This window comes from Dietzia sp. NPDC055877 (genome assembly GCF_053615975.1).
This window is the reverse complement of the sequence record NZ_JBSHCV010000004.1, coordinates 41,358-65,042: the sequence shown is the minus strand read 5'-3', so window position 1 is coordinate 65,042 and position 23,685 is coordinate 41,358. Positions and strand designations below refer to the sequence as shown.

21 protein-coding genes are annotated in these 23,685 nt (G+C 70.4%); 8 read left to right on the top strand and 13 right to left on the bottom strand.

Annotated features, from left to right (window positions below):
- Positions 1 to 22 precede the first annotated feature (22 nt).
- Positions 23 to 502 carry a cupin domain-containing protein gene (locus tag ACWGLC_RS06495; RefSeq protein WP_452099126.1) on the bottom strand — a complete coding sequence of 160 codons (480 nt, stop codon included), beginning with the start codon at positions 500 to 502 and terminating at the stop codon, positions 23 to 25.
- Between the two features lie 239 nt (positions 503 to 741).
- On the opposite strand from ACWGLC_RS06495, the gene ACWGLC_RS06490 reads away from it, so the two are divergent.
- Together ACWGLC_RS06490 and ACWGLC_RS06485 are read left to right on the top strand one after the other, a co-directional pair.
- Entirely contained in the window at positions 742 to 2,370 is a 1,629-nt protein-coding gene (locus tag ACWGLC_RS06490; RefSeq protein WP_452099125.1) for an NAD-dependent epimerase/dehydratase family protein, read from the top strand.
- 57 nt (positions 2,371 to 2,427) lie between these two features.
- On the top strand, positions 2,428 to 2,931 hold the full coding sequence (locus ACWGLC_RS06485) for a hypothetical protein (RefSeq protein ID WP_452099124.1): 504 nt from the start codon (positions 2,428 to 2,430) through the stop codon (positions 2,929 to 2,931).
- 27 nt (positions 2,932 to 2,958) lie between these two features.
- Here ACWGLC_RS06485 and ACWGLC_RS06480 read toward each other — a convergent pair whose 3' ends face one another.
- The 8 genes from ACWGLC_RS06480 to ACWGLC_RS06445 all read right to left on the bottom strand — a co-directional run bounded on the left by ACWGLC_RS06480 (position 2,959) and on the right by ACWGLC_RS06445 (position 12,337).
- Positions 2,959 to 3,921: a tyrosine-protein phosphatase gene (locus ACWGLC_RS06480; RefSeq protein WP_452099123.1), complete on the bottom strand. Its 963-nt coding sequence runs from the start codon at positions 3,919 to 3,921 to the stop codon at positions 2,959 to 2,961.
- A 79-nt stretch (positions 3,922 to 4,000) separates the two neighbouring features.
- Positions 4,001 to 5,116 (bottom strand): NDMA-dependent alcohol dehydrogenase, encoded by a 1,116-nt coding sequence (locus ACWGLC_RS06475; protein WP_452099122.1) that lies wholly within the window; start codon positions 5,114 to 5,116, stop codon positions 4,001 to 4,003.
- A 115-nt stretch (positions 5,117 to 5,231) separates the two neighbouring features.
- Positions 5,232 to 6,662: an aldehyde dehydrogenase family protein gene (locus ACWGLC_RS06470; RefSeq protein ID WP_452099121.1), complete on the bottom strand. Its 1,431-nt coding sequence runs from the start codon at positions 6,660 to 6,662 to the stop codon at positions 5,232 to 5,234.
- 211 nt (positions 6,663 to 6,873) lie between these two features.
- Complete coding sequence (locus ACWGLC_RS06465) at positions 6,874 to 7,434, bottom strand: hypothetical protein (protein ID WP_295649165.1); 561 nt, start codon at positions 7,432 to 7,434, stop codon at positions 6,874 to 6,876.
- Between the two features lie 138 nt (positions 7,435 to 7,572).
- Complete coding sequence (locus tag ACWGLC_RS06460; RefSeq protein ID WP_295649163.1) at positions 7,573 to 9,192, bottom strand: solute symporter family protein; 1,620 nt, start codon at positions 9,190 to 9,192, stop codon at positions 7,573 to 7,575.
- Positions 9,192 to 9,482: a DUF485 domain-containing protein gene (locus ACWGLC_RS06455; protein WP_452099318.1), complete on the bottom strand. Its 291-nt coding sequence runs from the start codon at positions 9,480 to 9,482 to the stop codon at positions 9,192 to 9,194. Before ACWGLC_RS06455 ends, ACWGLC_RS06460 begins: the two co-directional genes overlap by 1 nt.
- A gap of 290 nt (positions 9,483 to 9,772) precedes the next feature.
- Positions 9,773 to 11,410, bottom strand: a complete 1,638-nt coding sequence (locus tag ACWGLC_RS06450) for a substrate-binding domain-containing protein (RefSeq protein ID WP_452099120.1) — start codon at positions 11,408 to 11,410, stop codon at positions 9,773 to 9,775.
- A gap of 180 nt (positions 11,411 to 11,590) precedes the next feature.
- Positions 11,591 to 12,337: an enoyl-CoA hydratase gene (locus ACWGLC_RS06445; RefSeq protein ID WP_452099119.1), complete on the bottom strand. Its 747-nt coding sequence runs from the start codon at positions 12,335 to 12,337 to the stop codon at positions 11,591 to 11,593.
- 120 nt (positions 12,338 to 12,457) lie between these two features.
- Here ACWGLC_RS06445 and ACWGLC_RS06440 point away from each other — a divergent pair, with 120 nt between their 5' ends.
- Together ACWGLC_RS06440 and ACWGLC_RS06435 are read left to right on the top strand one after the other, a co-directional pair.
- Positions 12,458 to 14,014 carry a carboxyl transferase domain-containing protein gene (locus tag ACWGLC_RS06440; RefSeq protein WP_452099118.1) on the top strand — a complete coding sequence of 519 codons (1,557 nt, stop codon included), beginning with the start codon at positions 12,458 to 12,460 and terminating at the stop codon, positions 14,012 to 14,014.
- 63 nt (positions 14,015 to 14,077) lie between these two features.
- Entirely contained in the window at positions 14,078 to 16,000 is a 1,923-nt protein-coding gene (locus ACWGLC_RS06435) for an acetate--CoA ligase (protein ID WP_452099117.1), read from the top strand.
- Between the two features lie 446 nt (positions 16,001 to 16,446).
- Here ACWGLC_RS06435 and ACWGLC_RS06430 read toward each other — a convergent pair whose 3' ends face one another.
- The 3 genes from ACWGLC_RS06430 to pdxH form a co-directional block, all read right to left on the bottom strand.
- The gene (locus tag ACWGLC_RS06430; RefSeq protein WP_230930133.1) at positions 16,447 to 16,803 is read right to left on the bottom strand and encodes an FKBP-type peptidyl-prolyl cis-trans isomerase; all 357 of its coding nucleotides are present in this window, start codon (positions 16,801 to 16,803) and stop codon (positions 16,447 to 16,449) included.
- A gap of 124 nt (positions 16,804 to 16,927) precedes the next feature.
- Positions 16,928 to 18,217: a citrate synthase gene (locus ACWGLC_RS06425; RefSeq protein ID WP_452099116.1), complete on the bottom strand. Its 1,290-nt coding sequence runs from the start codon at positions 18,215 to 18,217 to the stop codon at positions 16,928 to 16,930.
- Between the two features lie 154 nt (positions 18,218 to 18,371).
- The gene (gene pdxH / locus ACWGLC_RS06420) at positions 18,372 to 19,094 is read right to left on the bottom strand and encodes a pyridoxamine 5'-phosphate oxidase (protein WP_452099115.1); all 723 of its coding nucleotides are present in this window, start codon (positions 19,092 to 19,094) and stop codon (positions 18,372 to 18,374) included.
- Between the two features lie 86 nt (positions 19,095 to 19,180).
- Between pdxH and serC the strand changes: the two genes are divergently transcribed.
- The 4 genes from serC (at position 19,181) to ACWGLC_RS06400 (ending at position 22,816) form a co-directional block, all read left to right on the top strand.
- Positions 19,181 to 20,305 carry a phosphoserine transaminase gene (gene serC / locus ACWGLC_RS06415; protein ID WP_452099114.1) on the top strand — a complete coding sequence of 375 codons (1,125 nt, stop codon included), beginning with the start codon at positions 19,181 to 19,183 and terminating at the stop codon, positions 20,303 to 20,305.
- 154 nt (positions 20,306 to 20,459) lie between these two features.
- Positions 20,460 to 21,506: a septation protein SepH gene (gene sepH, locus ACWGLC_RS06410; RefSeq protein ID WP_452099113.1), complete on the top strand. Its 1,047-nt coding sequence runs from the start codon at positions 20,460 to 20,462 to the stop codon at positions 21,504 to 21,506.
- Between the two features lie 9 nt (positions 21,507 to 21,515).
- A complete protein-coding gene (locus tag ACWGLC_RS06405; RefSeq protein WP_452099112.1) occupies positions 21,516 to 22,490 on the top strand; it encodes a DUF6928 family protein in 975 nt (324 codons plus the stop codon).
- Positions 22,487 to 22,816 (top strand): YnfA family protein, encoded by a 330-nt coding sequence (locus tag ACWGLC_RS06400; RefSeq protein WP_452099111.1) that lies wholly within the window; start codon positions 22,487 to 22,489, stop codon positions 22,814 to 22,816. The genes ACWGLC_RS06405 and ACWGLC_RS06400 overlap by 4 nt, the downstream gene beginning before the upstream one ends.
- Before the next feature lie 31 nt (positions 22,817 to 22,847).
- On the opposite strand, the gene ACWGLC_RS06395 is transcribed toward ACWGLC_RS06400, so the two are convergent.
- On the bottom strand, positions 22,848 to 23,684 hold the full coding sequence (locus ACWGLC_RS06395) for a TrmH family RNA methyltransferase (RefSeq protein WP_452099110.1): 837 nt from the start codon (positions 23,682 to 23,684) through the stop codon (positions 22,848 to 22,850).
- Position 23,685: the final 1 nt, after the last annotated feature.

Genomic DNA, 23,685 nt, shown 5'->3' with positions numbered 1-23,685 from the left:
GCGGAGCGGCACCGCCGCCTTCTCACCCCTCGCATTGCGTCAGATCCGTTTCCGCGAGCGGCTTTCCCTCGGGCGTGATGTAGGTGACCATCAGGACCAGGTTTTCAGGCCCCTCGTTGATCCCCTCGTGGACGTAGCGGGCGCCTTCGACCACCGAGTCGCCGGCGCGATAGACGTGGACGCCGCCGGGATAGACGTCGGCGTAGTGGGTGAGCTGGCCCTCTTCCACCACCACGACGAGTTGTCCGTGGTGGCAGTGCAGGCCTGTTCCGGATCCCGGTTCGATGGTGATCTGGCGGAACATCACCTGCACTCCGTCGGTGCCGCCGTCTACGTCCACCTCAACGGCCTGGTCCTGGTCGCCCTCGGCGATGTCGAGGACTCGGACGGGCTCAAGCCCCACCGCGGGGTCCGGAACGGGTTCGGGACTGCACGCGGCCAGAGCCAGCGCGAGAGCCCCGCCGGCCAGCGCGACGCCGACTCGTATCGGTGGGTGCGGCATGGCCGACTCCTCGCGTCCGCTCGGACTGACTAGGTTTGGCCAGCTCGGTCAAACATTAGTGCAGGTCGCCGCATAGCGTAAAGAAAACGTCACGAAAGGCGAGATGGATCCGAACCCGGAGCCTAGGGCTCTGCCGAACCGAGTGCGCGCCCTCTCGACCGGATGCTCATCAGCCCGGCCGCCCGCACACTGAAACCACGCGCAGCAACGAACAGCCAACTTCGTGAGGGGTGGCGGTCATGAAGGTCGCGGTCATCGGGGCAACGGGCAACGTCGGTACGGCGGTCGTGCGGGCGTTGGGCCAGGAGCCAAAGGTCACGGAGGTGCTTGGTGTGGCCCGCCGTTTGCCGGATGCAGGCCGTGCGCCGTACGACCAAGCGCGGTGGGAGTCGGTGGATCTGGCCGTCCCCACGCGCGACGACCGGGACGAGGACCGGGTGGTCGACCACCTGGCCGAGGTGCTGCGGGGCTGCGACGCGGTGGTGCATCTGGCGTGGCTGATCCAGCCGAATCACCAGCGCGAACTGCTACGCCGCGTGAATGTGGAGGGCACGCGCCGCGTAGCCGAGGCCTGCGTGCGAGCGGATGTCGGGCATCTGGTGGTGTCGTCGTCGGTGGGAGCGTACTCGGGTGTCGACGACGACGACCCGCGCCCCGAATCGTGGCCCGTGGGCGGCGCTGCGGAGTCATCGCACTACGCGGTGGACAAGGCGGCGCAGGAGCGGGTCCTGGACGAGATGCAGACCGAGCACCCTGACCTGCTGATCACCCGGGTTCGCCCGGCGCTGGTGTTCGATGCCGATGCCGGCGCCGAGATCACCCGCTACTTCCTGGGCGCGTTGGTGCCGGCGGCGGCGCTGCGGCCGGGCACTCTCCCACTGTTGCCGGTGCCGGCGGGGATCCGGGTGCAGGTGGTACACGCGGACGATCTGGCCGACGCGTTCTGTCGGGTATTGGTGCAGGGGGCCACGGGGGCGTTCAACGTGGCGACAGAGCCGGTACTCCGGGCGCAGGAGCTGGCCGACGTCGTGGACAGCGGCCGGTACCTCGAGGTGCCTGCCGCGCTGATCCGTCCCGCGGTGGCGGTCGCGTGGAAGGCCCGGGCGGTGGCCGCGAATCCGGGCTGGCTGGACATGGGGATGCGGGTTCCGTTGATGGATTGCTCGCGGGCCCGCGACGAGCTGGGGTGGCAGCCGCGGCACGAGGCAGCGGAGACGCTGCGTGAGTTGTTGACCGGGATCGCTGACGGACAGGGCACCGCGAGCCCGCCGATGCGGCCGCGTGAGCAGTGGCCGGTGGATCAGTCGCCGCCCGGCGGGGCCGACCCGTCCGGGGTCACGGGCCCTGGCGAGGAATCCTCGGCCCATCGTCTGCCGGCACACCTGGAGCGCGACGTGCTGGCCTTGTACCTGTCGGACCACCTCACGGGCGCGACGGCCGGCCTGGGCCGGGCCCGCCGGATGGCCCGGGACTTCTCCGACACCGACCTGGGCCCGGACCTGGCCACGGTCGCCGAGGACATCGCCAGCGAACGCCAGTTCCTGGCCGAGCTGATCGATTCCCTACACCTGCGCCGGCGCCCCCACCGGCAGGCCGTAGCCGCGGTCGCGGAGAAGGCGGGGCGGCTCAAGCTCAACGAGCGCCTGACCAGCTCCCCCATGACCCCCGTGCTGGAGGTGGAGCTCATGCGTAGCGCCGTGGTGGGCAAGCTCGGCGGCTGGGAAACCCTCGCCGCGCTCGCGCCGGACCTGGGCCTGCCGGCGGAGCTGTTCACCTCCCTCGCCGACCGTGCCCGTGAACACGCCGACATCTTCGGTCGACTCCACCATCACGTCGCCGGCGACGCCTTCCGCATCTCTGCGGAGTGATGATCGCTGGTCAAGGAATCAGCCCCACTGCCTGATCAACTCTGTGACAGTAGGTGAATGAGAAACCGCCCCGGGCCGCAGGCCCGCACACTCGGCCGTTCGCGGAATCGACTCCGTATCGCCGTGGCGTCCGCCGCGGCGGTGGGCCTTCTGGCCTCCGCTGCCGCTGTGGCCGCTCCGGTAACCGCAGCGGCGCCGATGCCGGGCCCGGCCCGCGGTCTGCCCCAGGCCGTGAACGATGTGCTGGGGCCGGCGGACCCGGCGTTCTGGAATCCGGCTGTCCCCGGCACCCGGGTCCTGACACCGGTGGGCCCTCGCGATGAGGTGATCTGCCTGACCGGCTTCGTGCCGGTGATCAATTGCTGGACTGATAGCCGACACGATCTGGGGTCGACGCCGCGCCCGCTCGCCCACGTCGATCTCCCGGCGGGCAGTGGAGCACCGATGCGACTCTGGGTGGACCTCCCGCGATGGGGCGACGGCTCGACAGGCGAAGACCCCATCCGAAAGCTGGCGAACGAGGTGGTGGTCTGGTGGCTCACCAACCCCACGCCGTCGTAGTCCCCACGCCGGGCTCGCCCCGCCCCCTCACACCAGGAGTGTGGTCCGCAGCGTGTCCAGGGTGGCCGAGTCCAGCCCCATGACTTCGGTGGCGAATGCGTCCCACCCGCCGTACTGGTAGTGGACGGCGTCCAACACCGGTTGGATGTTGCTCGGCGACTGTTCGGTGAGCGGGCGGATCAACTCCACGTCCACGCCCTTGCTCTCGAGGAACGCGTACGTCTTGGCGTAGTGCTCCCGGAGGTACTCGTTGGACAGGACGAAGTCGTCGATGATCGTCTGATCGGGCACGCCCAGGATCCCCAGGAGGATCGCGCTCATCATGCCGGTGCGGTCCTTACCCGCGGTGCAATGGAAGATCAGCGCGCCCGGCCGCTCGGCGATCAACTCGAGAGTGCGGGCATAGCCGGCCATGGCCTCGGGCTGGTCGAGCTGCGCCACGAAGCTCTCGTCCTTGATCCGTTGGGACTCGCCGCCACCGAGCATCTCCTCGACCACCGCCGGGTCTCCGCCCTGCAGCACACCGGTCAGCGCCTCGGCCAGTGCCTGGGTGGTCTCGTCCAGCACCGGGATGTTGACCAGATCGATGGTGCCCGGCACGGGGGCCGAGCCGTCCTTCGCGATCTCATCGGCGCCGCGGAAGTCCACCACCGTCGTCAAGCCCGCCGACTGCAGCTTCTCGACGTCCGTGGTGGTGAGGCCGCTCAGGTCCCCGCCGCGGAAGACCTCGCCCCAGGCGACGGACCGACCGTCCGCGGTCGCGTACCCGCCGAGCTCGCGCACGTTGATGGCGCCCTTCAGTACGATCTGCCGCGCGTGATCGTCCACCAGCTCGGAGCTGCCGATGCTGCCCGAGGCGGTCTCGACGGATCCCGACGCGGTGACGGCGCTGGTCGCGATATCGGCGGCGCCTGCAGTGCCACCGGAGGCCAGGACCAGTGCAGCGGTGAATCCGAGCGCGGAGACGGTGCGGATGGACGACGTGTTCACGAGTGCCTTTCGAGAGGCGTCGAGGATAAGAGGGGGCCGCCGCCCGCCCGGGAAGTCATACGCCCCGGGCGGGCACGGGTCAGAAGCTGATGACGCCGCGGAGGTTGCGACCCTCACGCATGTCGGTGAAGCCCTGGTTGATCTCATCAAGCGTGTAGGTCCGGGTGATCAGCTCGTCGAGCTTGAGCTTGCCGGCCCCGTAGAGGTCGATCAGCCACGGGATGTCGGACGTCGGAGCGCACGAGCCGTACAGCGATCCCTGCAGTCGCTTCTGATAGAGCGTCAGCTCCATGGGGCTGATGGGGATCCCCACGTCGGTCATCGAGCCGAGCCCGGTCACCACGCACGTGCCCGCCTTACGGATCGCGGAGAACGCCTGCGCGATGTGCTCACCGGTGGTCACGCCCACGGTGACGATCGCGGCGTCGGCGCCCTGCCCGTTGGTGAACGATCGGGCCAGTTCCGTGGCCTCGTCCATCCCGGCGACGGCGTGGGTGGCGCCGAACTCCAGCGCGCTGGACCGCTTGAATTCGACCGGGTCGACGGCGATGATCCGTGAGGCCCCGGCGTGGGCCGCGCCCTGCACAGCGTTGATTCCGATCCCGCCGATCCCCTGCACGATCACCGTCTGCCCCGGGTACACCTCGGCGGAATTCACGGCGGCACCCCAGCCGGTGCCCACGCCACAGCCGAGCAGGCACAGCACCTCGAGCGGCAGCTCGGGGTCCACCTTGACGGCGGAGTCGGTGCTCACGGTCGTGTATTCACTGAAGGTGGACAGCCCGCACGTCTGCGCGACGGGCGCGCCGTCGAGGTCCATACGGAAGCTGGTGGGGTCGTCGGGCCGGGTTCCGCCCATGATCGCGGCGCCGCGGTCGCACAGGTTCTGCAGTCCCTGGGCGCACCAGCGGCAGCGGCCGCAGGCGGCGAGGAACGAGAACACCACGTGGTCGCCCTCGGTCCAGCCGTGTGTCTCAGGTCCCACGGCCACCACCACGCCGGCGCCCTCGTGGCCGCCACAGATCGGGTAGGAGCCAACGGCGTGGTCGCCGCTCGCGATGTGGTCGTCGGAGTGGCACAGCCCGGCCGCGACCATGCGGACGGTGATCTCCCCCTGCCGCGGGTCGTCGAGTTCGAGGTCGACCACCTCGTAGGTGCCGGGTGCCTGGCGGATGATCGCGCCACGGGTCTTCATATGTGTCCCTTCGGGGTACGGGTGGGTCCGCGGCGGCGCCGGCTCGGCGCCACCGCGATGAACGAGCAGCATCAGACGGAGACCGCCGCGGTGGTCGAAAGTGGAACAGGTCCGGTCAGGGCGTGATCTGTGCCCGCATAGCGGCGGTGAAGTGCTCCCCGTACGGCGGCAGCATTCCCCACTCCCCGCGCGGGTCGGCGTCAGGTGCGAAGAACACGGTGCGGGCGTGGCTGAACTCCAGGAAGCCCTCCCGCCCGTTGTAGTGCCCCATCCCGGAAGCGCCGGATCCGCCGAAGGGGGCGTCGTTCATGCCGGGGTGCAACATCACGTTGTTGACCGTGACGCCGCCCGATCGGGTGCGTGCCAGGACGGAGTCGCGCTCGTCGTCGTCGCTCCCGAAGTAGTACAACGCGAGCGGCGTGGGGCCGGCGGCCACCTCGGCCACCACCTCGTCGACCGTGTCGTAGGGCTGCACGATCATGGCGGCGCCGAAGATCTCGTCGGCGCGGATCGCGGTACCCGAGGGCGGGTCCACCACGATCCGCAGGGGGCGCCGGCGGTCCCCCGCGACCGACTCTTCCGCCGGGGCCGTGACGACGCGGGCGCCGCGATCGGCGGCGTCGCGCACGTAGGCGTCGACGCGCTGGGCGTGCCGGTCGTTGACGGCGGCCACCACGTCCGCGTTCCCGCCGGCGGTGGGGTGCAACGTCGTGAACGCCTCGGCCACGGCGTCAACCAGAGAGTCGACGCTCTCGCGCGCCACGTACACGGTGTCGGGGCTGACGCAGATCTGCCCACCGTTGGTGGCTTTGGCGACGGCGATCTTCATGGCTGTGTCGGCGAGGTCGGCGCTGCGGCCGACGATCACGGGAGACTTGCCGCCGAGCTCCAGGGTGACGGGCACCAGGTTGTCTGCTGCGGCGCCCATGACGGCCCGGCCCACGGCGCTGCTGCCGGTCACCACGATGTGGTCGAACGGCTGAGAGGTGAGTTCGCGGGCCACCTCGGCGTCGCCGGTAACCACGGCCACCACGTCTGGGTCCAGCCCGTCGGCGGCCAGGCGCGCGAGCAGCTCGGCAGTGCGGGAGGTGATCTCGGACGGCTTGAGTACGGCCCGGTTACCGGCGGCCAGCACCCCGGCGAGAGGGCTGAGCAGGGTGAACAGCGGGGCGTTCCAGGTGCCGAGGATGAGCACGCTGCCCTTGGGCTGGTACTGCACCTCGCAGCGCGCGCCCATCTGATCGTAGGAAGCGAAGGCGGGACGCCGGTCGGCGGACATCCAGGTCTCGAGGTTGTCGCGCGCGTGCTTGAGAGCGCCCAGGGAGCCCACGATGTCGTTCATGAGCGAGTAGCCGTGGTGACGCCCGCCGAAGTCGGCGTCCATGGTTTCTGCCAGCTCGTCGTGGTGGTCGACCACGAGGTTGATCACGGATTGGATCCGGGCGCGACGTTCCTCTGCGGTGGCGGGGTCGATGGCGACGTGGGCGGCGCGCTGCCGCTGAAGGGGCTCGGACAGCGACTCCGAGGCCGCGTTGATGAGGGTCATCAGCGGAAAGTAGCACCGGAGTTTGACAGGTGTCTGGAAAACGTCGATACCGCGATTCGGCCCCGTGAACAGCCTCGATTCGCTAACCGATGCAGATGAGAAGTTCAGCGGTCCAGGACCGGGACACGCGGCGAGCGCGACCCAGCGGTGCGCTGAGCCGCGCTCGAACGTCCCCGAGGAGGCCGACCCCGGGCTCGGCGGCCGGCGGTTACTACCGCCTGATCGTCGACGAGAACGCGCTCGTCAGCGCCAGGATAGGCAGACCGATACACAGGTTGACGATCGCCGCCGCCACACCGTCGAGGAACGGAACCGTCAGTAGTAGCGGCAGCGCCACCGCGGCCACGGTCAGCAGTCCCACGGTCCAGGAGAAGAACTGCTGCGGGTTGGCCGTGCCCACCAGCAGGAGATACCAGAGCAGGCCGGCCAGGATCGCCGCCACCGCACCGTAGATCGCGTACATGGTGGGCGTATTGCCGCCATTGGCCCACGGTTGGCCGAAGCGGTTGAACACCGCCTCCACCACCCAGGCGATCAGCCAGCCGGCGATTGCCGCGACCAGCGCGGTGGCCACCACGCTGCCGACGAACTTGCCCACGTCCACCGGCGGGCCGCGCCTGGGTTCGGGGGTCGGCTCGTAGCCGGCATCGGCCGGGTAGCTACCTGTCGCGTAGCCGTCGTCGTAACCCTGGCCGCCGCCCATCTGCGAATAGGCGCGCGAATCAGGCTGGTGCCCCATGCGTCGGGTCTGGTCGTCCTGTCCGGGATACATCGTCTTACCGCCTCCGATTCTCCTGTGGTGCTCACCGAGGGTAGTCGCTCACACCCACCTCGCGACATGACGCGGCCCGCCCGGCCGTCTCGTGACGACCGGGCGGGCCGGTGGGAAATCCCCGTGTGGAGTGGGCGATCAGTGAGAGATCGTCTTCTCCACGCCCACACCCGTGAGGGAGCGAACCTCCATCTCGGCGCGCTTCTCCGGGAACTCGTCCTTCTTCCCGAGGAACGTGCCGATGATGCCCAGCAGGAACGCCAGCGGGATCGAGATGATGCCCGGGTTCGAGAGGGGGAAGATCGAGAAGTCCACGCTCGAGATCATCGACTTCTCGCTGCCGGACACGGCCGGCGAGAGCGCGATCAGCACCAGCGTGCTGATCAGGCCGCCGTACATCGAGAACAGCGCGCCGGTCGTGTTGAACCGCTTCCAGAACAGCGAGTACAGGATCGTCGGCAGGTTGGCCGAGGCCGCCACGGCGAAGGCCAGGGCGACGAGGAACGCGATGTTCTGGCCCATGGCGCCGATGCCCATGACGATCGACAGGATGCCGATCACCACCACGGTGATCCGCGAAACCCGCAGCTGCGACTGCTCCGACGCCTGACCGTGCTTGATCACGCCGTTGTAGATGTCGTGTGCGAACGAGGCCGAGGCGGTGATCGCCAGGCCCGCCACCACGGCGAGGATCGTCGCGAACGCCACCGCGGAGATGATGCCCAGGAAGATCTCGCCGCCCAGGGCGAAGGCCAGCAGCGGGGCCGCCGAGTTCACGCCACCGGGCGCGGAGCTGATGACCTCAGGCCCCACCATGGCGGCAGCGCCGAAGCCCAGGACGAGGGTGAAGAGGTAGAAGGCGCCGATGAGTGCGATCGCCCAGGTCACCGAACGACGGGCCTCCTTGGCCGTGGGCACGGTGTAGAAGCGCATCAACACATGCGGTAGGCCGGCGGTGCCGAAGACCAGCGCGATGGACAGCGAGATGAAGTCCAGCTTGGAGGTCTCGGTGGCGCCGTACTGCTGGCCCGGCTGGAGAAGGTCCTTACCGGAGTTGGCCACGGCCTCACCCAGCAGCGCCGAGAAGTTACCGCGGACCGCGACCAGCACGAGCAGGCACATGATCAGCACGCCGCCGACGAGCAGGACGGCCTTGACCATCTGCACATAGGTGGTGCCCTTCATGCCGCCCACCAGGACGTACACGATCATCAGGACGCCGACCGCGGCCACGACGAGAGCCTGGCCGGTGGAGTCGTTGATGTTGAGCAGCAGCGCCACCAGGCCGCCGGCGCCCGCCATCTGCGCGATCAGGTAGAACAGGCACACCGCGAGGGTGGCCAGGGCGGCCGCCATGCGGACGGGCCGCTGCTGGAGACGGAAGCTCAGCACGTCGGCCATGGTGAAGCGGCCGGTATTGCGCATGAGCTCGGCCACCAGCATGAGGGCGACGAGCCAGGCCACCAGGAAGCCGATCGAGTACAGGAACCCGTCGTAGCCGTTGATGGCGATGGCGCCGGCGATGCCGAGGAACGAGGCGGCCGACAGGTAGTCGCCGGCGATGGCGAAGCCGTTCTGGGGTCCGGTGAAGCTCGAGCCGCCGGTGTAGAAGTCCTTGGCGGACTTTGTGGACTTGGAGGCCCGCAGCACCAGGGCCATGGTCACCACGATGAAGATGCCGAAGACGACCATGTTGAGCAGCGTGCTGCCCACCTCTTCGCCGGGCGCCAGTTCACGAATGTTGATCAGCCAGTCCATCAGGCAGCCTCACCTTCCAGCTCGAGGCGGATGGCTTCCGCGCGGGGGTCGATCTGCCGGTTGGCGAACCGGATGTACAGGAAGGTGATGAGGAACGTGGTGACGAACTGCCCGAGGCCGATGATCAGGCCCCAGGTGATGTTGCCGAACACCTTGGTGCCCATGAAGCCCGTCGCGTAGATCGACAGGAGCACGTAGAGGAAGTACCAGACGAGGAACGCGATCGTCATGGGGAACACGAACGCCCGGAATCTGCTGCGCAGTTCCTGGAATTCTGGGCTGGCCTGCATGGCCGCGAACTCCGCCGCATCCGGTGTGCGCCGTGAGGCGCCCCCGGCCGCCGGGTCTTGTGGTTGGGACACGGAGATCCTCCGTTTCAGGTTCTCAAGCCACACCGGGGTAGTGATGCGACTCACAGACATTGACCCGGGAAGTGTGACACGCAGCACATGATGACGCCCACACAAAACGCACAGTTTCCGCCGACCGTCGCGAAATGCCCGGTGGCCGCACCCCCATCATGGGGATGCGGCCACCTCACATGGGGGCGGGCTCGCCCTGAGGGCTACCTGAGGCTGCCTCAGGCACCGCCCCTCTGGCCGATCGCCTGGGCGAACACCCGGACGATCTCGTCCGGGGTCCTGGCGATGTGGCTGCTGCCGCCGGTGGCCTGGCTGATCTCGGCCAGGGTCGCGGGGTCGGCGTCCTCGAGCAGGCCGATCGTCACCACCACGACCGGGCGGGAGGGGTCCACGCGTTCGCGCAGCTGCGCCAGGAAGTCCTCCCGACCGAGCGAGGACGTGGCGTCGTTGGCGCCGTCGGAGATCACGATGATCGAGTTGATCATGTTGGGGTCGTAGGAGTCCCGGACCATGTCGTGGGCATCGAGCACGGTGCGGTAGAGGTCGGTCTCCCCGCCCACCAGGCCCGGCAGCGTGCCGAGCGCGCCGGCGAGTGTGTCGCGGTACGTGCCACCCCCGTCGACCGGGACGTCCAGTCGTTGGAGCGGCGCCACCTCGGAATACGGCAGCCCGTTCCGGCCGGCGGCCCCGCCGAAGGCCCACAGGCCCAGCGCGGCGTCGTCGGGGAACTGCCCCAGCCCGGCGGTGGCGGTGCCCACCAGCGCCTGGATGCGGGTCTGGTCGGTGCCGGGCATCACGAAGTCCATGGAGCCGGAGGTGTCCACCAACACCAACGAGCGGCCCGGCATGGACAGCAGCCGCCATCGCTGCAACGTGGTGTGCACACGGTTGGGGTCGCGGACCACGAGCGCGTCGACCTCGCCCACCCCGGCGCCGCCGGCGAGCGGAGCGCGGTCGGCGGTGCGAAACCCGTCCGCGGACAGGGCCTCGAGGTGCTCCTCGGAGGTGGTGGCCGCACGCAGTGCCTCGGCCGCACCGGTCACCTCGTCGCGACGGGTGGGGTCCTGGACCGTCACGGCCATCGGATAGGTGAGGAACACCGCGCCGGTCCTGGGCACCACCAACTCGAGCCCGGCGTCGGGGGCGTCCTTCTGCACCAGCACCGCCTGCTGCTCGCTCACCACCGCGGCCCCGCCGTCGGCCACCACGGCGTCGAGCATCTCGCGCTGGGACGGCGGCACCTCCATACGGCCGGCCTGTCCCTGGGCGAGCGCCGCCATGGACGCCCCCAGGGCGTCGTCGGTCGAGCGCATCGCCTCGACCTCGGAGGTGGCGGCGAGGATCGGGGCGTCGGCGATTCCGGAGCGCACCGGGTCGCCCATCGTCAGGCCGGGGGTGGCCAGTGCGGCGGCCCACGTGGAGGAGTCGAGCGGGGTGTCGCGGGCGGCGATCACCACGGGCGTGGCAGCCACGGAATTGAGGACGGTGACAAACGGCACCTGAACCTCGTGCGAGACCTGGGACAGCCGCACCGCCGAATCGGGCACCCACAGGTCGGGCAGCTCCCCGCGGTCAGCGACGCGGGCGGAGATATCGGCCGAACTCAGGGCCTCCACCCGGAAGTCGTGGCAGCTGTCGGCCTGCTCGGCCAGCGTGCGCACATGCTCGGCGATGTCCGGCTCCGCGGCCACACTGATCGTGGCGGAATCGCCACAGAAGCCGCCGATCCCCGCCTTGGCCAAACCGGAGATCAGCAGCCCTGCGACCACTGCGACGGCGAGGATCACCGCCCCCACGATCACGACCCGCCGGGCGGTCGGATTGGAGCTCTGCGGCGACGAACTGTGCCTGGCCATCAGGTGGCGGCCTTTCTGATCACGCGGTACCCGGGGCCGTGCCACTCGCCCACGTCAGGGGGATCCGGGTCGGGCGCTGGAATAGTACCCAGCGTGCCGCGCCACCGGAGGCACCACCTCTCTCTACGCGCGCGGAGGGGACGAGCGCGGCCCTTACCGCGCAAGACGGTTCCGCGCCGGTCAGCGTCCCCGGAAAACCGGCGGCCGCTTCTCCTGCCGCGCCGCCCGCGCCTCGGCCATGTCCTCGCTGTACCACGCCTTCTGCTGCAGTTCGGTGTGCTCGTCGCGCGGGAGCAGGCGGGCGTCGTCGTCATTGATCACGGTCTTGATGTGCCGGAGGCTCAGCGGCGCGGAGCGCGCGAGCTCCGCGGCGAGTTCCATCGCGGTGTCCAGGTCGCCGATCTCGTTGGCGAGCCCGATCCGGGCCGCCTCCTCCGCCCCCACCGGGCGCGCGGTCATGAGCACCGAGCGGGCGTGCCCGCCACCCACGACGTTGGCCAGGCGCTTGATGGTCCAGTTGTCCAGCGCGAGCCCCACCTTGACCACCGGCACCGCGAAGACCGCGCCGGGCACCACAACGCGCAGGTCCGCGGCCAGCGCCAACTGGACGCCCGCGCCGATCGCCGGCCCGTTGACCGCCGCGATCACCGGCACCGGCACCGCCTCGACAGCCCGCAGCATGGCGGCGTGGGCGTCGACGAAGTCCGAGTTGTAGACGCCGCCGGACAGATCCGCGCCCGCGCAGAATGCGGTCCCGGCCCCGGTGATGACGATCGCCCGCACCGGATCCTCGGCGTCGGCCTCGGCGGCCGCCGCCTCGACGGCCTCGCGTAGGGCGGTACAGACCCGGGCGTCGAGGGAGTTGCGGGACTCGTGACGGTCGATGGTGACGACGACGACGGCGCCATCTCGGCGGGAGACGATCATGACCGAAACGATACTTCGGCGGAGCGGCGCCGCGGGACAGGCCGCGAATCGGATTTGGTGGCACGAGCGGCGGATCGACCGTCGGCGCTGGTGACGGGGCGCCGCCGTACGATTGTGGACATGGCTCGTATCGGTGCGCGGCAGATCCTCGACCTGGTCCTCGACGACGGCTCGTTCCACTCCTGGGACGGCCCGCCTCTGCGCTCCGCGCAGGTCGATTCGGTCCCCGGCTACTCCGAGTCGCTCGAGCGCGCGGCGGAGAAGTCGGGGGTCGACGAGTCCGTGATCACCGGCGAGGGCACGCTCGAGGGCCGGCGGGTGGTGATCATCGCGTGCGAGTTCGACTTCCTCGCCGGGTCGATCGGCATCGCCGCCGCGGAGCGGATCGTGGGCGCGATCGAGCGCGCAACGGCCGAGGAACTGCCGATCCTGGCTTCCCCCACCTCAGGAGGCACGCGCATGCAGGAGGGCACCGTCGCCTTCCTGCAGATGGTCAAGATCTCCGCCGCGGTGGCCGGCCACAAGACCGCGGGCCTGCCGTACCTCGTCTACCTGCGCCACCCCACGACCGGCGGCGTGTTCGCCTCCTGGGGCTCGCTCGGGCACGTGTCGGTGGCCGAGCCCGGCGCGCTCATCGGCTTCCTCGGCCCCCGCGTCTACGAGGCCCTGTACGACGCGCCGTTCCCCGAGGGCGTTCAGGTCTCGGAGAACCTCGCCGAGCGCGGGATGATCGACGGCGTCCTGCCGCCCGAGGGGGTCCGCGACCTCACCGCCCGCGCGCTGCGCGTGCTGTGCCAGGACCCACCGAGCGACGACGAGCCCGCCCCTCCCCGCGGCCCGCTCACCGGCCCGACCGCCGAGGCCGCGCCTGCCGGGGCCGCCGCAGCCGACGAACCCGCCCGGCCCGACGCCTGGGACGCCATCACCCGCTCCCGCCGCCCCGACCGCCCCGGCGCCCGTGACTTCCTGGCCCGCGTCGCCCCCGACCGCGTCCCGCTCTCGGGCACCGGCCAGGGCGAGGACAGCGGCGCACTTCTGCTCTCGTTGGCCCGCTTCCGGGGCCAGTCAGCCGTGGTGCTCGCCCAGGACCGCGACGCCGAGAGCGAGAAGAACCCGCTCGGCCCCTCAGCCCTGCGGTCGGCTCGCCGCGGCATGCGGATCGCCGCGGAGATGGGCGTCCCTCTGGTCCTGCTCATCGACACCCGCGGCGCCGCGCTGTCCCGCGAGGCCGAGGAGGGTGGCCTGGCCGGGGAGATCGCCCGTAGTCTTGCCGACCTCGTCACGCTGCCCACCCCCACCGTCTCGGTGATCATGGGCCAGGGCACCGGCGGCGGGGCTCTCGCGCTCCTGCCGGCCGACCGGGTCCTCTGCGCGCGCCACGGCTGGCTCGCCCCGCTCCCGCCCGAGGGCGCCAGCGCGATCCTGTACCACGAGACCGACCGCGCCCCCGAGGTCGCGCGCTCGCAGGGCATCACGTCCGCCGACCTGCAGGAGGCCGGGATCGTGGACGTCGTGGTGCCCGAGCTCCCCGACGCCGCCGACGAGCCCGACGCCTTCTGCGACCGCCTGGCCGACGCCGTGGCGAACGCCGTCGTGGAGGTGCGCCGGCGTCCCCCTGAGCGGAGGTACGCGGAACGGATCTCCCGCTATCGCGGCCTCGGACTGCCACTAGAGTGAAGCTCGTCACAAGACCGTCGACGTAGTCGGCGGCCGCACCCGCGCACGTGAGGGGAACACGCGATGTCGGACACCACCGCCTCGTCGGCCTACGCCACCGCCTACCGGCAGTCGATCACCGATCCGGACTCGTTCTGGCTCGGGGTCGCCCGCGAGGAGATCCAGTGGACCACCCCGCCCACGCGGGCCGTCGACGGTAGCGAGGCACCCTTCTACCACTGGTTCCCCGACGGCCAACTCAACACCTGCTACAACGCCGTCGACCGGCACGTGGCCGCCGGCCGCGGCGACCAGGCCGCCTACATCTGGGACTCCGCCGTGACCGGCGTCAAGGAGACCATCACCTACGCCCAGCTGCAGGAGCAGGTCGCCGCGTTCGCCGGCGCCCTGGCCGCCGAGGGCGTGGGCAAGGGCGACCGCGTGGTGATCTACATGCCGATGGTGCCCCGCGCCGCCATCGCGATGCTCGCCTGCGCCCGCCTCGGCGCCGTGCACTCGGTCGTCTTCGGCGGGTTCGCCGCCCCCGAGCTGGCGATTCGCATCGACGACGCCCGGCCCAAGGTCATCGTCACCTCCCACGGTGGGATCGAGCCCACCCGCAAGGTGCCCTACTTCCCGATGGTGACCAAGGCACTCGAGCTGACCAGCCACACCCCGGGCTCTGTCATCGTGGCGCCACGGCACGAGCAGTTCCCGGACGAGACGTTGCCCGAGACCCCGGGAACCACGTGGAGCTACTGGGACGACGTCGTCGTCGGCGTCTCCCCCGCCGACCCCGTGCCGGTCGCCGCCACCGACCCGCTCTACATCCTCTACACCTCCGGTACGACCGGCCTGCCCAAGGGCGTCGTCCGCGACAACGGCGGCCACGCGGTGGCCCTGGCCTGGTCCATGGGCAACGTGTACGGCGTCCGGCCCGGTGACGTGTGGTGGACCGCCTCCGACGTCGGCTGGGTGGTGGGCCACTCCTACATCGTCTACGCCCCGCTCCTCGTCGGCGCCACGTCGATCATCTACGAGGGCAAGCCCGTCGGCACGCCCGACGCCGGCGCGTTCTGGCGGGTCGCCGCCGAGCACAAGGCCACCGCGTTGTTCACCGCCCCCACCGCCGTACGGGCCATCCGCAAGGAGGACCCCGAGGGCGTCGAGGTGGGCAAGTACGACCTGTCCGCGCTGCGCACCCTGTTCTGCGCCGGCGAGCGGCTCGATCCCGACACCTACCAGTGGGCCACCGACAAGCTGGGCGTGCCCGTCGTGGACAACTGGTGGCAGACCGAGACCGGCTGGCCCATCGCCTCCAACCTGCGCGGACTCGAGCCCATGCCCATCAAGCCCGGGTCGCCGACCGTGCCCGTGCCCGGCTACGCGCTGGTCGTGCTCGACGGGGAGGGCATCGAGGTGCCCGCCGGGCAGGAGGGCAACTTGGCCATCCGGCTGCCGATGGCGCCGGGCACGCTCGCCGGACTGTGGAACGACGACGAGCGGTTCATCAGCTCGTACATGTCGACCTTCGAGGGCTACTACGCGACCGGCGACGGCGGGTACATCGATTCCGACGGGTACGTCTTCGTCATGGGACGGACCGACGACGTGATCAACGTGGCCGGCCACCGCCTGTCGACCGGCTCCATGGAGGCCGTGATCGCCAAGCATCCGGCCGTGGCCGAGGCCGCGGTGATCGGCGTGAAGGATCAGCTCAAGGGGCAGCGGCCGGTCGGGTACGTCGTGCTCAAGTCGGGCGAGGTGCGCGATCCCGAAGAACTCCGTGCGGAGCTCGTCGCCATGGTGCGCGACGAGATCGGCGCCGTGGCCACGTTCCGGGACTGCACGGTGGTGCAGGGGCTGCCGAAGACCCGCTCCGGAAAGATCCTGCGCAAGACGATGCGGCAGATCGCGGACGGCCAGGACGACGTGGCGGTGCCGTCGACGATCGAGGACCCGGCCGTGCTGGACGTCCTCGCGCCGTTCCTCCGCGGGGAGAAGTAGCCGGACGCCGGGTGGTCAGTCGGCCAGCGCAAGCCGGCTCGGATGCGCTGGCTCGGTGTCTTGCGCTGCCCCGGTGGTCCAGCTCCCCAGCGCAAGTGCCCCATCTGCGTACGCTCAGCCAGCGCAGGCCACAGCGCCAGCACATCTGCGGCCGGATGCGCTGGCTCGGTGTACTGCTGGGCGCGCCCGGCGCGCATCTTCCCGGCGGGAGTCCACGCCGCGGCACAGAGCCAGCGGATCCCCAGGAGGCTGCGCGGGCTGCACGCACGTGGGTCCCGAGTATCTCGCGCTGCGGCCCGGTGTTTCGGCGTCACGGGATCTGTGCTCGGCACATGCGCGACGCCCCGCCTCCTCGGAAGGAAGCGGGGCGTCGTGTCGTGCGGGGGCTGGGCGAAACCAGCGGTGGCCAGACGAGCCGGTCCCGGCCGCTAACAGCAGCCGGCAGGTCAGGCGTCGAGCAGGTCGATCACGAAGACCAGCGTCTTGCCGCCCAGCGGGTGCAGGGCCGCGGAGGTGCCGTAGGCCTTGTCCGGCGGGATCACCAGCTTGCGGCGACCGCCGACCTTCATTCCCGGGATGCCCTCCTGCCAGCCCTGGATCAGGCCGTTCAGCGGGAAGGTGATGGATTCACCACGATCCCAGGAGGAGTCGAACTGCTCACCGTTCTCGAAGTCGACACCCACGTAGTGGACGGTGACGTTTCCGCCGGCGACGGCCTCGTTGCCCTCGCCCACCGTGATGTCCTCAGTGACGAGCTCGGTGGGCGCGGGGCCCTCCGGCATGTCGATCTCGGGCTTCTCCATGGTCTCTCCTCCTGGAGTCCGGGGTCCCGAGGTCAGCGTCAACTGCCCGGGATCATGTCCGATCGACGCCAGGCCGACCGGGTCGTGGTCCGCCCGGCTTCTGGCCGACCGGACACAAGTCCGGTCAGCGCTCGCTGATCGGGGTGAAGTTCCGCTCGTCCTGGCCGGTGTAGACCTGGCGCGGGCGGTTGATCTTGGTGGAAGGATCCTCGCGCATCTCGCGCCAGTGCGCAATCCAACCCGGCATGCGACCGAGCGCGAACAGCACGGTGAACATGTCGGTCGGGAAGCCCATCGCGCGGTAGATCAGGCCCGTGTAGAAGTCCACGTTCGGGTAGAGCTTGCGCTCGACGAAGTAGTCGTCGGCCAGCGCCGTCTCCTCGAGCTTCAGCGCGATCTCGAGCAGCGGATCGTTGCTCTTCGACAGCAGCGCGTGCGCGTGCTTCTTGGCGATCGCCGCACGCGGGTCGTAGCTCTTGTAGACGCGGTGACCGAAGCCCATGAGCTTCACGCCGTCGACCTTATTCTTGACGCGGTCCATGTAATCGGTGGCGTCACCGCCCTCCGACTGGATGCGCTCGAGCATCTCGAGTACGGCCTGGTTGGCGCCACCGTGCAGCGGGCCGTACAGGGCGTTCACGCCGCCGGTGATGGAGGCGTACAGCGGTGCCTCGGACGAGCCGACCATGCGGACGGTCGAGGTGGAGCAGTTCTGCTCGTGATCGGCGTGCAGCAGCAGGAGCATGTCCAGCGCCTTGACGACCTCGTCCGTGATCTCGTACTCCGGACCGAAGGTCATGCGAAGGAAGTTGCCGACGTAGCCGAGCGAGGGATCCGGGTCGATGGCCTCGTTGCCGGTACGGATCCGCTCGGTCGCGGCGGCCAGCGTCGGGCCGCGGCCCAGCAGGCGCGCGGTCGCCAGGTCGACGGCCTTCGGGTCATCGATGTCCAGGTCGTCGCCGTGGGTGCCGAACAGGCTCACGCCGGCCGAGAACACGGGCATGGGGTGGGTGTCCAGCGGGAAGGCCTTGAGCAGCGGCATCATCTGACCGGGCAGGGCCGTCTCGCCCATGATCTTCTCGGTGAACTCGGCGAGCTGGGCCTCGGTGGGGTCCTCGCCGTAGATGAGGAGGTAGGAGACCTCGAGGAACGAGGACTTCTCCGCCAGCTGGTCGATGGGGTAACCGCGGTGGCGCAGGATGCCCTCGCCACCGTCGATGTAGGTGATCGACGAGGTGCACGAGGACGTGTTGACAAAACCCACGTCCAGGGTGGTCATCCCCGTCTTGGCCAGCATCGGGCCGAGCTGGACGGCATCGCTCCCGCAGGTGGCATCGACCACGTCAAGTTCCAACTCACCGCCGGGGTACGACAGTGTTGCATTGCGGTCCGAACCGTTCGAGCCTGCGGTCACGCGATTACCTCTCCGACGACTGGTCCCGGCGGCCTGTGTCCCGCCACGAATGTGCTGTGCCACACCCTACCGTGACGCCTACCCACCCTTCGAAGAGCGTTGGCACGCATTCCCCCCGATCGCCACAGGGGCCCCACCCGTTACACCCGCGTCTTCACGGCTGCAGCCGCGCGACCACCCACCGCCCGCCGTCGAGCCGGCATTCCACGCGATCATGGAAACGGTCGCGCCCGCCCTGCCAGAACTCCACGCGCTCGGGCTCGAGTCGGTAGCCGCCCCACCTGTCGGGCATCGGGATCTCCTCGTGCCCCGCGAACCTCCGCTCGGCCTCGGCGAACCGCGCCTCCAACTCCGCGACCGACCCGACCTGCCGCGACTGCTCCGAGGCCCATGCCGCCACCTGCGACCCGCGCGGCCTGGTGCGCCAGTACGCGAGCGAGTCCACACGGCTCATCCGATGGCAGGGCCCTTCCATGTGGACCTGCCGTTCGGCGACCAGCCACGGGAACGTCACGGACGCGAACCCCGAGACGGCCAACTGGGCGCCTTTGCGCGACGTCGTCGTCGTGAAGAAGGTCACCCCCTGCTCGTCGGCGCCCTTACACAGGACGGTGCGGGTCGACGGCCGTCCGTCCGCGACGGTGCCCAGCACCATCGCGTTGGGCTCGCGCACGCCGCGGCGCCCGGCCTCGTCGAGCCAGTCGGTGAACAGCGGCAACCACCCGCCGTGCAGGTCGGCCACGTCCAGGCGTTCGTGCAGGCCGTACCCGACGCGCATCGTGTCGAAGTCGGTGGGCTCGAGGACGTCGGTGGGGGCCTCCGGAGTGACGACGACGACGTCGTCTCCGGCGACCCGATCGGGGGCGGATTCCTCCATGCCCTCAGACGCTACTCGGCGCGGGGGCGACCCCCGACTACGATGTCCCTATCCCAACCCTCGACAAGGAACGGCACCCCAGAAGCATGAGCGATCAGCTGCCCACCATCCCCGCCGACCTGAAGCCCGCCGACGGCCGCTTCGGCTGCGGCCCGTCCAAGGTCCGCCCCGAGCAGATCGAGGCCGTGTCCGAGGCCGCCACCACCGTGATGGGCACCAGCCACCGCCAGGCGCCGGTCAAGGACGTCGTGGGCCGCGTGCGCGATGGACTGTCGTCGCTGTTCTCCCTGCCAGAGGGTTACGAGGTCGTCCTGGGCAACGGCGGCACCACGGCGTTCTGGGACGCCGCCGCGTTCGGGCTCGTGCGCGAGAAGTCGCTGCACCTGACCTACGGCGAGTTCTCCTCGAAGTTCGCCAAGGTCACCGGCGGCGCGCCGTTCCTGGCGGACCCGATCGTCATCTCCGCCGACCCGGGCTCCGCCCCCGAGCCGACCTCCGACCCGTCCGTCGACCTGATCGGCTGGGCGCACAACGAGACCTCGACCGGCGTCATGCTGCCCGTGTCGCGCCCGGCGGGCTCGGAGAACGCGCTGCTCGCGATCGACGCCACCTCCGGCGCCGGCGGGCTGCCCGTCGACGTCGCCGACACGGACGTCTACTACTTCGCCCCGCAGAAGTGCTTCGCCTCCGACGGCGGGATCTGGGTGTCCATCATGAGCCCGGCCGCGCTCGAGCGCGTGGCCGAGATCGCCGCGACCGACCGCTGGTGCCCCGACTTCCTGTCGCTGCCCACCGCCGTGGACAACTCGGCCAAGAACCAGACGTACAACACCCCCGCGGTGGCCACGCTGCTGATGTTCGCCAACCAGGTCGAGTGGATGAACGCCCAGGGCGGCCTCGACTGGTGCGTCGCGCGGACCAAGGACTCCTCCTCGCGCCTGTACGACTGGGCCGAGGCCAGCGAGTACGCCACCCCGTTCGTCACGGAGCCGGCGCACCGCTCGCAGGTCGTGGGCACGATCGACCTCGACGAGAAGATCGACGCCGCCAAGGTCGCCAAGACCCTGCGCGCGAACGGCATCCTCGACACCGAGCCGTACCGCAAGCTCGGGCGCAACCAGCTGCGCATCGGCATGTTCCCGGCCATCGACCCCGAGGACGTCACGCAGCTGACCCGCTGCATCGACCACGTGGTGGGCGAGCTCTCCTGACGCCTGTCACTCTAGATCTGCAGATTTCCGCAGCCCACCCGGCCCGTCCGCGCGCCGGGTGGGCTGCGCTGCCCTACCATGTGGTCCAACGCCCAGGCCCCGGGTAGTGGACCGTTCGAGTCCCCGGTGGGGCCGTGAGGAGTCAGGAGGCGGCATGCGGAAGCTGAGGATCATCGGGGTCGACACCGAGTCATCGCTGGTCGAATGCGAGGTCCCGGACTCCGGCGAGAAGTTCTCCGTTCCGCTCGACGACCGCTTCCGTGCTGCCGCCCGTGGCGAGTACGTCGCCGGCGGTGGAGCTGATCGTGCGCCGGTGACCGGCACGCTCCGGCCCCGCGAGATCCAGGACCGCATCCGGCACGGCGCCTCCCCCGAGGAGGTGGCCGCCGACGCCGGGGTGTCACTGTCCCGCATCGAGGGGTTCGCGATCCCGGTGTTGCTGGAGCGCTCGAACGCCGCTGACCTGGCCCGGTCCGCGCACCCGGTGATGTCGGACGGGCCGTCGCTGGACACGCTCGCGGACAAGGTGGACGCGGCCCTCGACCAACGCGGCATCGACCCGGAGCTCGTGAAGTGGGACGCCTGGCGCGACCGCTCGGGCGGCTGGGTGGTGGCCATCTCGTGGCCAGCCGGGCTGTCGGACGACGCCCGCGCCACCTGGTCCTTCGTCCCCGACTCCCACGGCGGTTCGGCTCGCCCGCTCGACGAGGAGGCCGAGCGGGTCCTCGACCCGTCCAAGGCGGCCGCATTGCGCACCGTGTCCTCGCGGCCCCCGCTGCCGGCCGGTCCGCCGCCCGTACGCTCCGTTCCTTCGTTGGCCCGCGTGGAATCCGATCGGCCCACCCCCGCCGTCGAGCCTCCCGCCGCGCCGCGGATGTCGTCGGCCGGCGGCAGCCCCGCGGCCGTGCCGCCGGCCGCCGTGACACCGCCGGACTCCCGCGACGAGCGCCCCGCATCCGAGCGGTCGGACTCCCCGCGCCCGGCCGTCTCGCGGGATGACCGAGATGACCGTCCCGCACCCGCCGCGGGCGAGCCCCGGCGCGCCGGCGCCTCCGACAAGGACCGCGAGGAGTCCGACGACGACGCCGACGACTTCCTCCAGCACACCCCCACCGAACCCGAGCGTCGTCCCTCGCGCCGTCATCCGACGATGCCGTCGTGGGAGGACGTCCTGCTCGGTGTCCGGAGCAAGGACGACTGACGCCGCGCCATGGGCCATCACGTCGCGACCTTCTGGTACCTGTCCACAGACGTCCCCGCCGCGCTGTTCCGCTCGGGCGTCCGCTCCGACCCGGGATTCGCCCGGCGTCTGCTGTCGCGGCTGTATCCCAAGGTCACGGTGGCCTCGCTCGGCCACTTCCCGCTCAATCGCTCGGCCTCGGCGGGCGCGGGCGAGATCTACATCGGGTCGTTCCCGGGTCTGACGGTGGTGCAGACGCCGATCAGCCACCCGGTCAAGCCCTCGGAGACCGACCCGGTATGGCTGCGGCTGGTCGACACCCCCACCGTGCTGGAGTTCTCCTACGATCCCGACTCGGGCGTGAGCGGGTTCGGCCGCTGGGAGTCGGGCACGCTGGTGCGTTCCTTCGCGGCCGCCGACGACAGGATCGTCGAGGACGAGGGCATGCCCCTGCCGTTCGAGCGCCCGTACTGGGCCGGCGAGTTCCCGCTCGAGGGCGCCGACGACAACCCGCTCGCCCTGCCATTCTCCGCGTCCGCGCTCCTGCACGCCGCGCACCGCGACTGGCTGGGCTTCGACCTCGAACCCGGCGGTCTGGACGTGCCGGTCGACGGCTTCGCCACAGATGGCCGCCGCGAGGTCCGCCAGCACACGCCGCCGGGCCCCGCCCTGCACCTGGCCGACGGCCCGGGCCGCGCGGAGTTGCACGCCGCCGCCCGTCGCGACGCCGGAGAGGACGACGAGACCACCACCTCCCCCTATTACGACGACGACTACGAGCGCATCCCCTTCGCCGACCGGGCCCGCTCCTCGGGCCGCGGCCTCCGCGGTGTCGCGAGTGGCCTGGCTGGTGGGCTCGCCGGTCGCGTGGGCGACGTGGTCCGCAAGGGCGTCAGCCCGCTGCGCCGCGGGAGGAACGATGCCTCCGCCGGCAAGCGCGACCGCAGAAGTCACCCCGGCGACCGGGACCATGGACAGCACCCAGACGACCGGGACCAGGCATGACCGTTGCCAAGTCGATCCTGCTGTTCGGCTTCGCGGCGCTGCTGGAGATCGGCGGCGCCTGGCTGGTCTGGCAGGGCGTGCGCGAGCACCGCGGCTGGATTTGGATCGGCCTGGGTGTTGCGGCGCTGGGCGCCTACGGCTTCGTGGCGACGCTGCAGACTGATGCGAACTTCGGACGGATCCTCGCGGCCTACGGCGGCGTCTTCGTGGCCGGTTCGTTGATCTGGGCGATGGCCATGGACGGCTTCCGGCCCGATCGCTGGGACATCTCCGGTGCGCTCCTCTGCCTGATCGGCGTCGGCGTGATCATGTACGCCCCCCGCTGACCCCGGGCCCGCCCAGCCCCAGCCGGCCTCGTCAGCCCTCGCGCGCCCGCTCGTAGAACGCCACCGCGGCCGCCGTGGCCACATTGAGCGAGTCGGTCCCGTCGGCCATCGGGATCGCGGCCCGCACGTCGCAGGCCTTCATCGCGTGCTCGGTGAGCCCCGGCCCCTCGGCGCCGAGCAGGAACGCGACCTTCTCGGCGTCCACGGCCCGGGACAGCGGTGTATCGGCGTAGGGCGTCAGCGCGACGGTCCTGAATCCCTGCTCGTGCAGTCCCTCGAGTGATCGCTGCCACGTGGTGGGGGTACCCGGCAGGTGCGCGAACGGCAGCCGCAGCACGTGCCCCATCGACACCCGGACCACCCGACGGTACAGCGGGTCCCCGGCGGCGGCGCCGAACAACACGCCGTCCACGCCGAGGGCCGCGCAGTTGCGGAAGATGGCGCCGAGGTTCTCGGGATCGTTGACGCCCTCGAGCACGACGAGCGTCTGCGCCCCGTCCACCACGGACTCGACGGACAGTGGCTCGGGCCGGTCGGCGGCGGCGAGGATGTCGCGACTGGACCGGAACCCGATCACCTCACTGATCAGATCTTTCGACGCCCGCAGGTAGATCGCGTCGCCGGCCCGCTCGTCGGCGTCCCAGCCCTCGGCGGCCGCCTCGCGTCGCAGCTGCGCCAGTCGCGAGTCGGTTCCCAGTATGACGTGCGGGTCGAATCGCGAGAGCAGCATCCGCCCCACGACGTAGGTGCCCTCGGCGATCACCAGGCCGCGGCCGCCGGGCAGATCGGGCCGGCGGTCGGATTTGTTGAGATCCCGCAGGTCATCCAGAAGTGGGTCGGCGGGGTCGGTGACGTCGACGACTCGCATC

Coding starts and splice junctions, on each gene's coding strand:
- ACWGLC_RS06470 (WP_452099121.1), bottom strand. CDS start 6,662: ATGACCCTCATCAACGCGGCCTCGGAGTCGCTGTCCGAGCCCCTTCAG.
- pdxH (WP_452099115.1), bottom strand. CDS start 19,094: ATGGAGGAATCCGCCCCCGATCGGGTCGCCGGAGACGACGTCGTCGTC.
- ACWGLC_RS06475 (WP_452099122.1), bottom strand. CDS start 5,116: ATGAAGACCCGTGGCGCGATCATCCGCCAGGCACCCGGCACCTACGAG.
- ACWGLC_RS06455 (WP_452099318.1), bottom strand. CDS start 9,482: ATGCAGGCCAGCCCAGAATTCCAGGAACTGCGCAGCAGATTCCGGGCG.
- ACWGLC_RS06440 (WP_452099118.1), top strand. CDS start 12,458: ATGGCTCGTATCGGTGCGCGGCAGATCCTCGACCTGGTCCTCGACGAC.
- ACWGLC_RS06400 (WP_452099111.1), top strand. CDS start 22,487: ATGACCGTTGCCAAGTCGATCCTGCTGTTCGGCTTCGCGGCGCTGCTG.
- ACWGLC_RS06395 (WP_452099110.1), bottom strand. CDS start 23,684: ATGCGAGTCGTCGACGTCACCGACCCCGCCGACCCACTTCTGGATGAC.
- ACWGLC_RS06495 (WP_452099126.1), bottom strand. CDS start 502: ATGCCGCACCCACCGATACGAGTCGGCGTCGCGCTGGCCGGCGGGGCT.
- ACWGLC_RS06460 (WP_295649163.1), bottom strand. CDS start 9,192: ATGGACTGGCTGATCAACATTCGTGAACTGGCGCCCGGCGAAGAGGTG.
- sepH (WP_452099113.1), top strand. CDS start 20,460: ATGCGGAAGCTGAGGATCATCGGGGTCGACACCGAGTCATCGCTGGTC.
- ACWGLC_RS06405 (WP_452099112.1), top strand. CDS start 21,516: ATGGGCCATCACGTCGCGACCTTCTGGTACCTGTCCACAGACGTCCCC.
- ACWGLC_RS06465 (WP_295649165.1), bottom strand. CDS start 7,434: ATGTATCCCGGACAGGACGACCAGACCCGACGCATGGGGCACCAGCCT.
- ACWGLC_RS06435 (WP_452099117.1), top strand. CDS start 14,078: ATGTCGGACACCACCGCCTCGTCGGCCTACGCCACCGCCTACCGGCAG.
- ACWGLC_RS06450 (WP_452099120.1), bottom strand. CDS start 11,410: ATGGCCAGGCACAGTTCGTCGCCGCAGAGCTCCAATCCGACCGCCCGG.
- ACWGLC_RS06445 (WP_452099119.1), bottom strand. CDS start 12,337: ATGATCGTCTCCCGCCGAGATGGCGCCGTCGTCGTCGTCACCATCGAC.
- serC (WP_452099114.1), top strand. CDS start 19,181: ATGAGCGATCAGCTGCCCACCATCCCCGCCGACCTGAAGCCCGCCGAC.
- ACWGLC_RS06430 (WP_230930133.1), bottom strand. CDS start 16,803: ATGGAGAAGCCCGAGATCGACATGCCGGAGGGCCCCGCGCCCACCGAG.
- ACWGLC_RS06490 (WP_452099125.1), top strand. CDS start 742: ATGAAGGTCGCGGTCATCGGGGCAACGGGCAACGTCGGTACGGCGGTC.
- ACWGLC_RS06485 (WP_452099124.1), top strand. CDS start 2,428: ATGAGAAACCGCCCCGGGCCGCAGGCCCGCACACTCGGCCGTTCGCGG.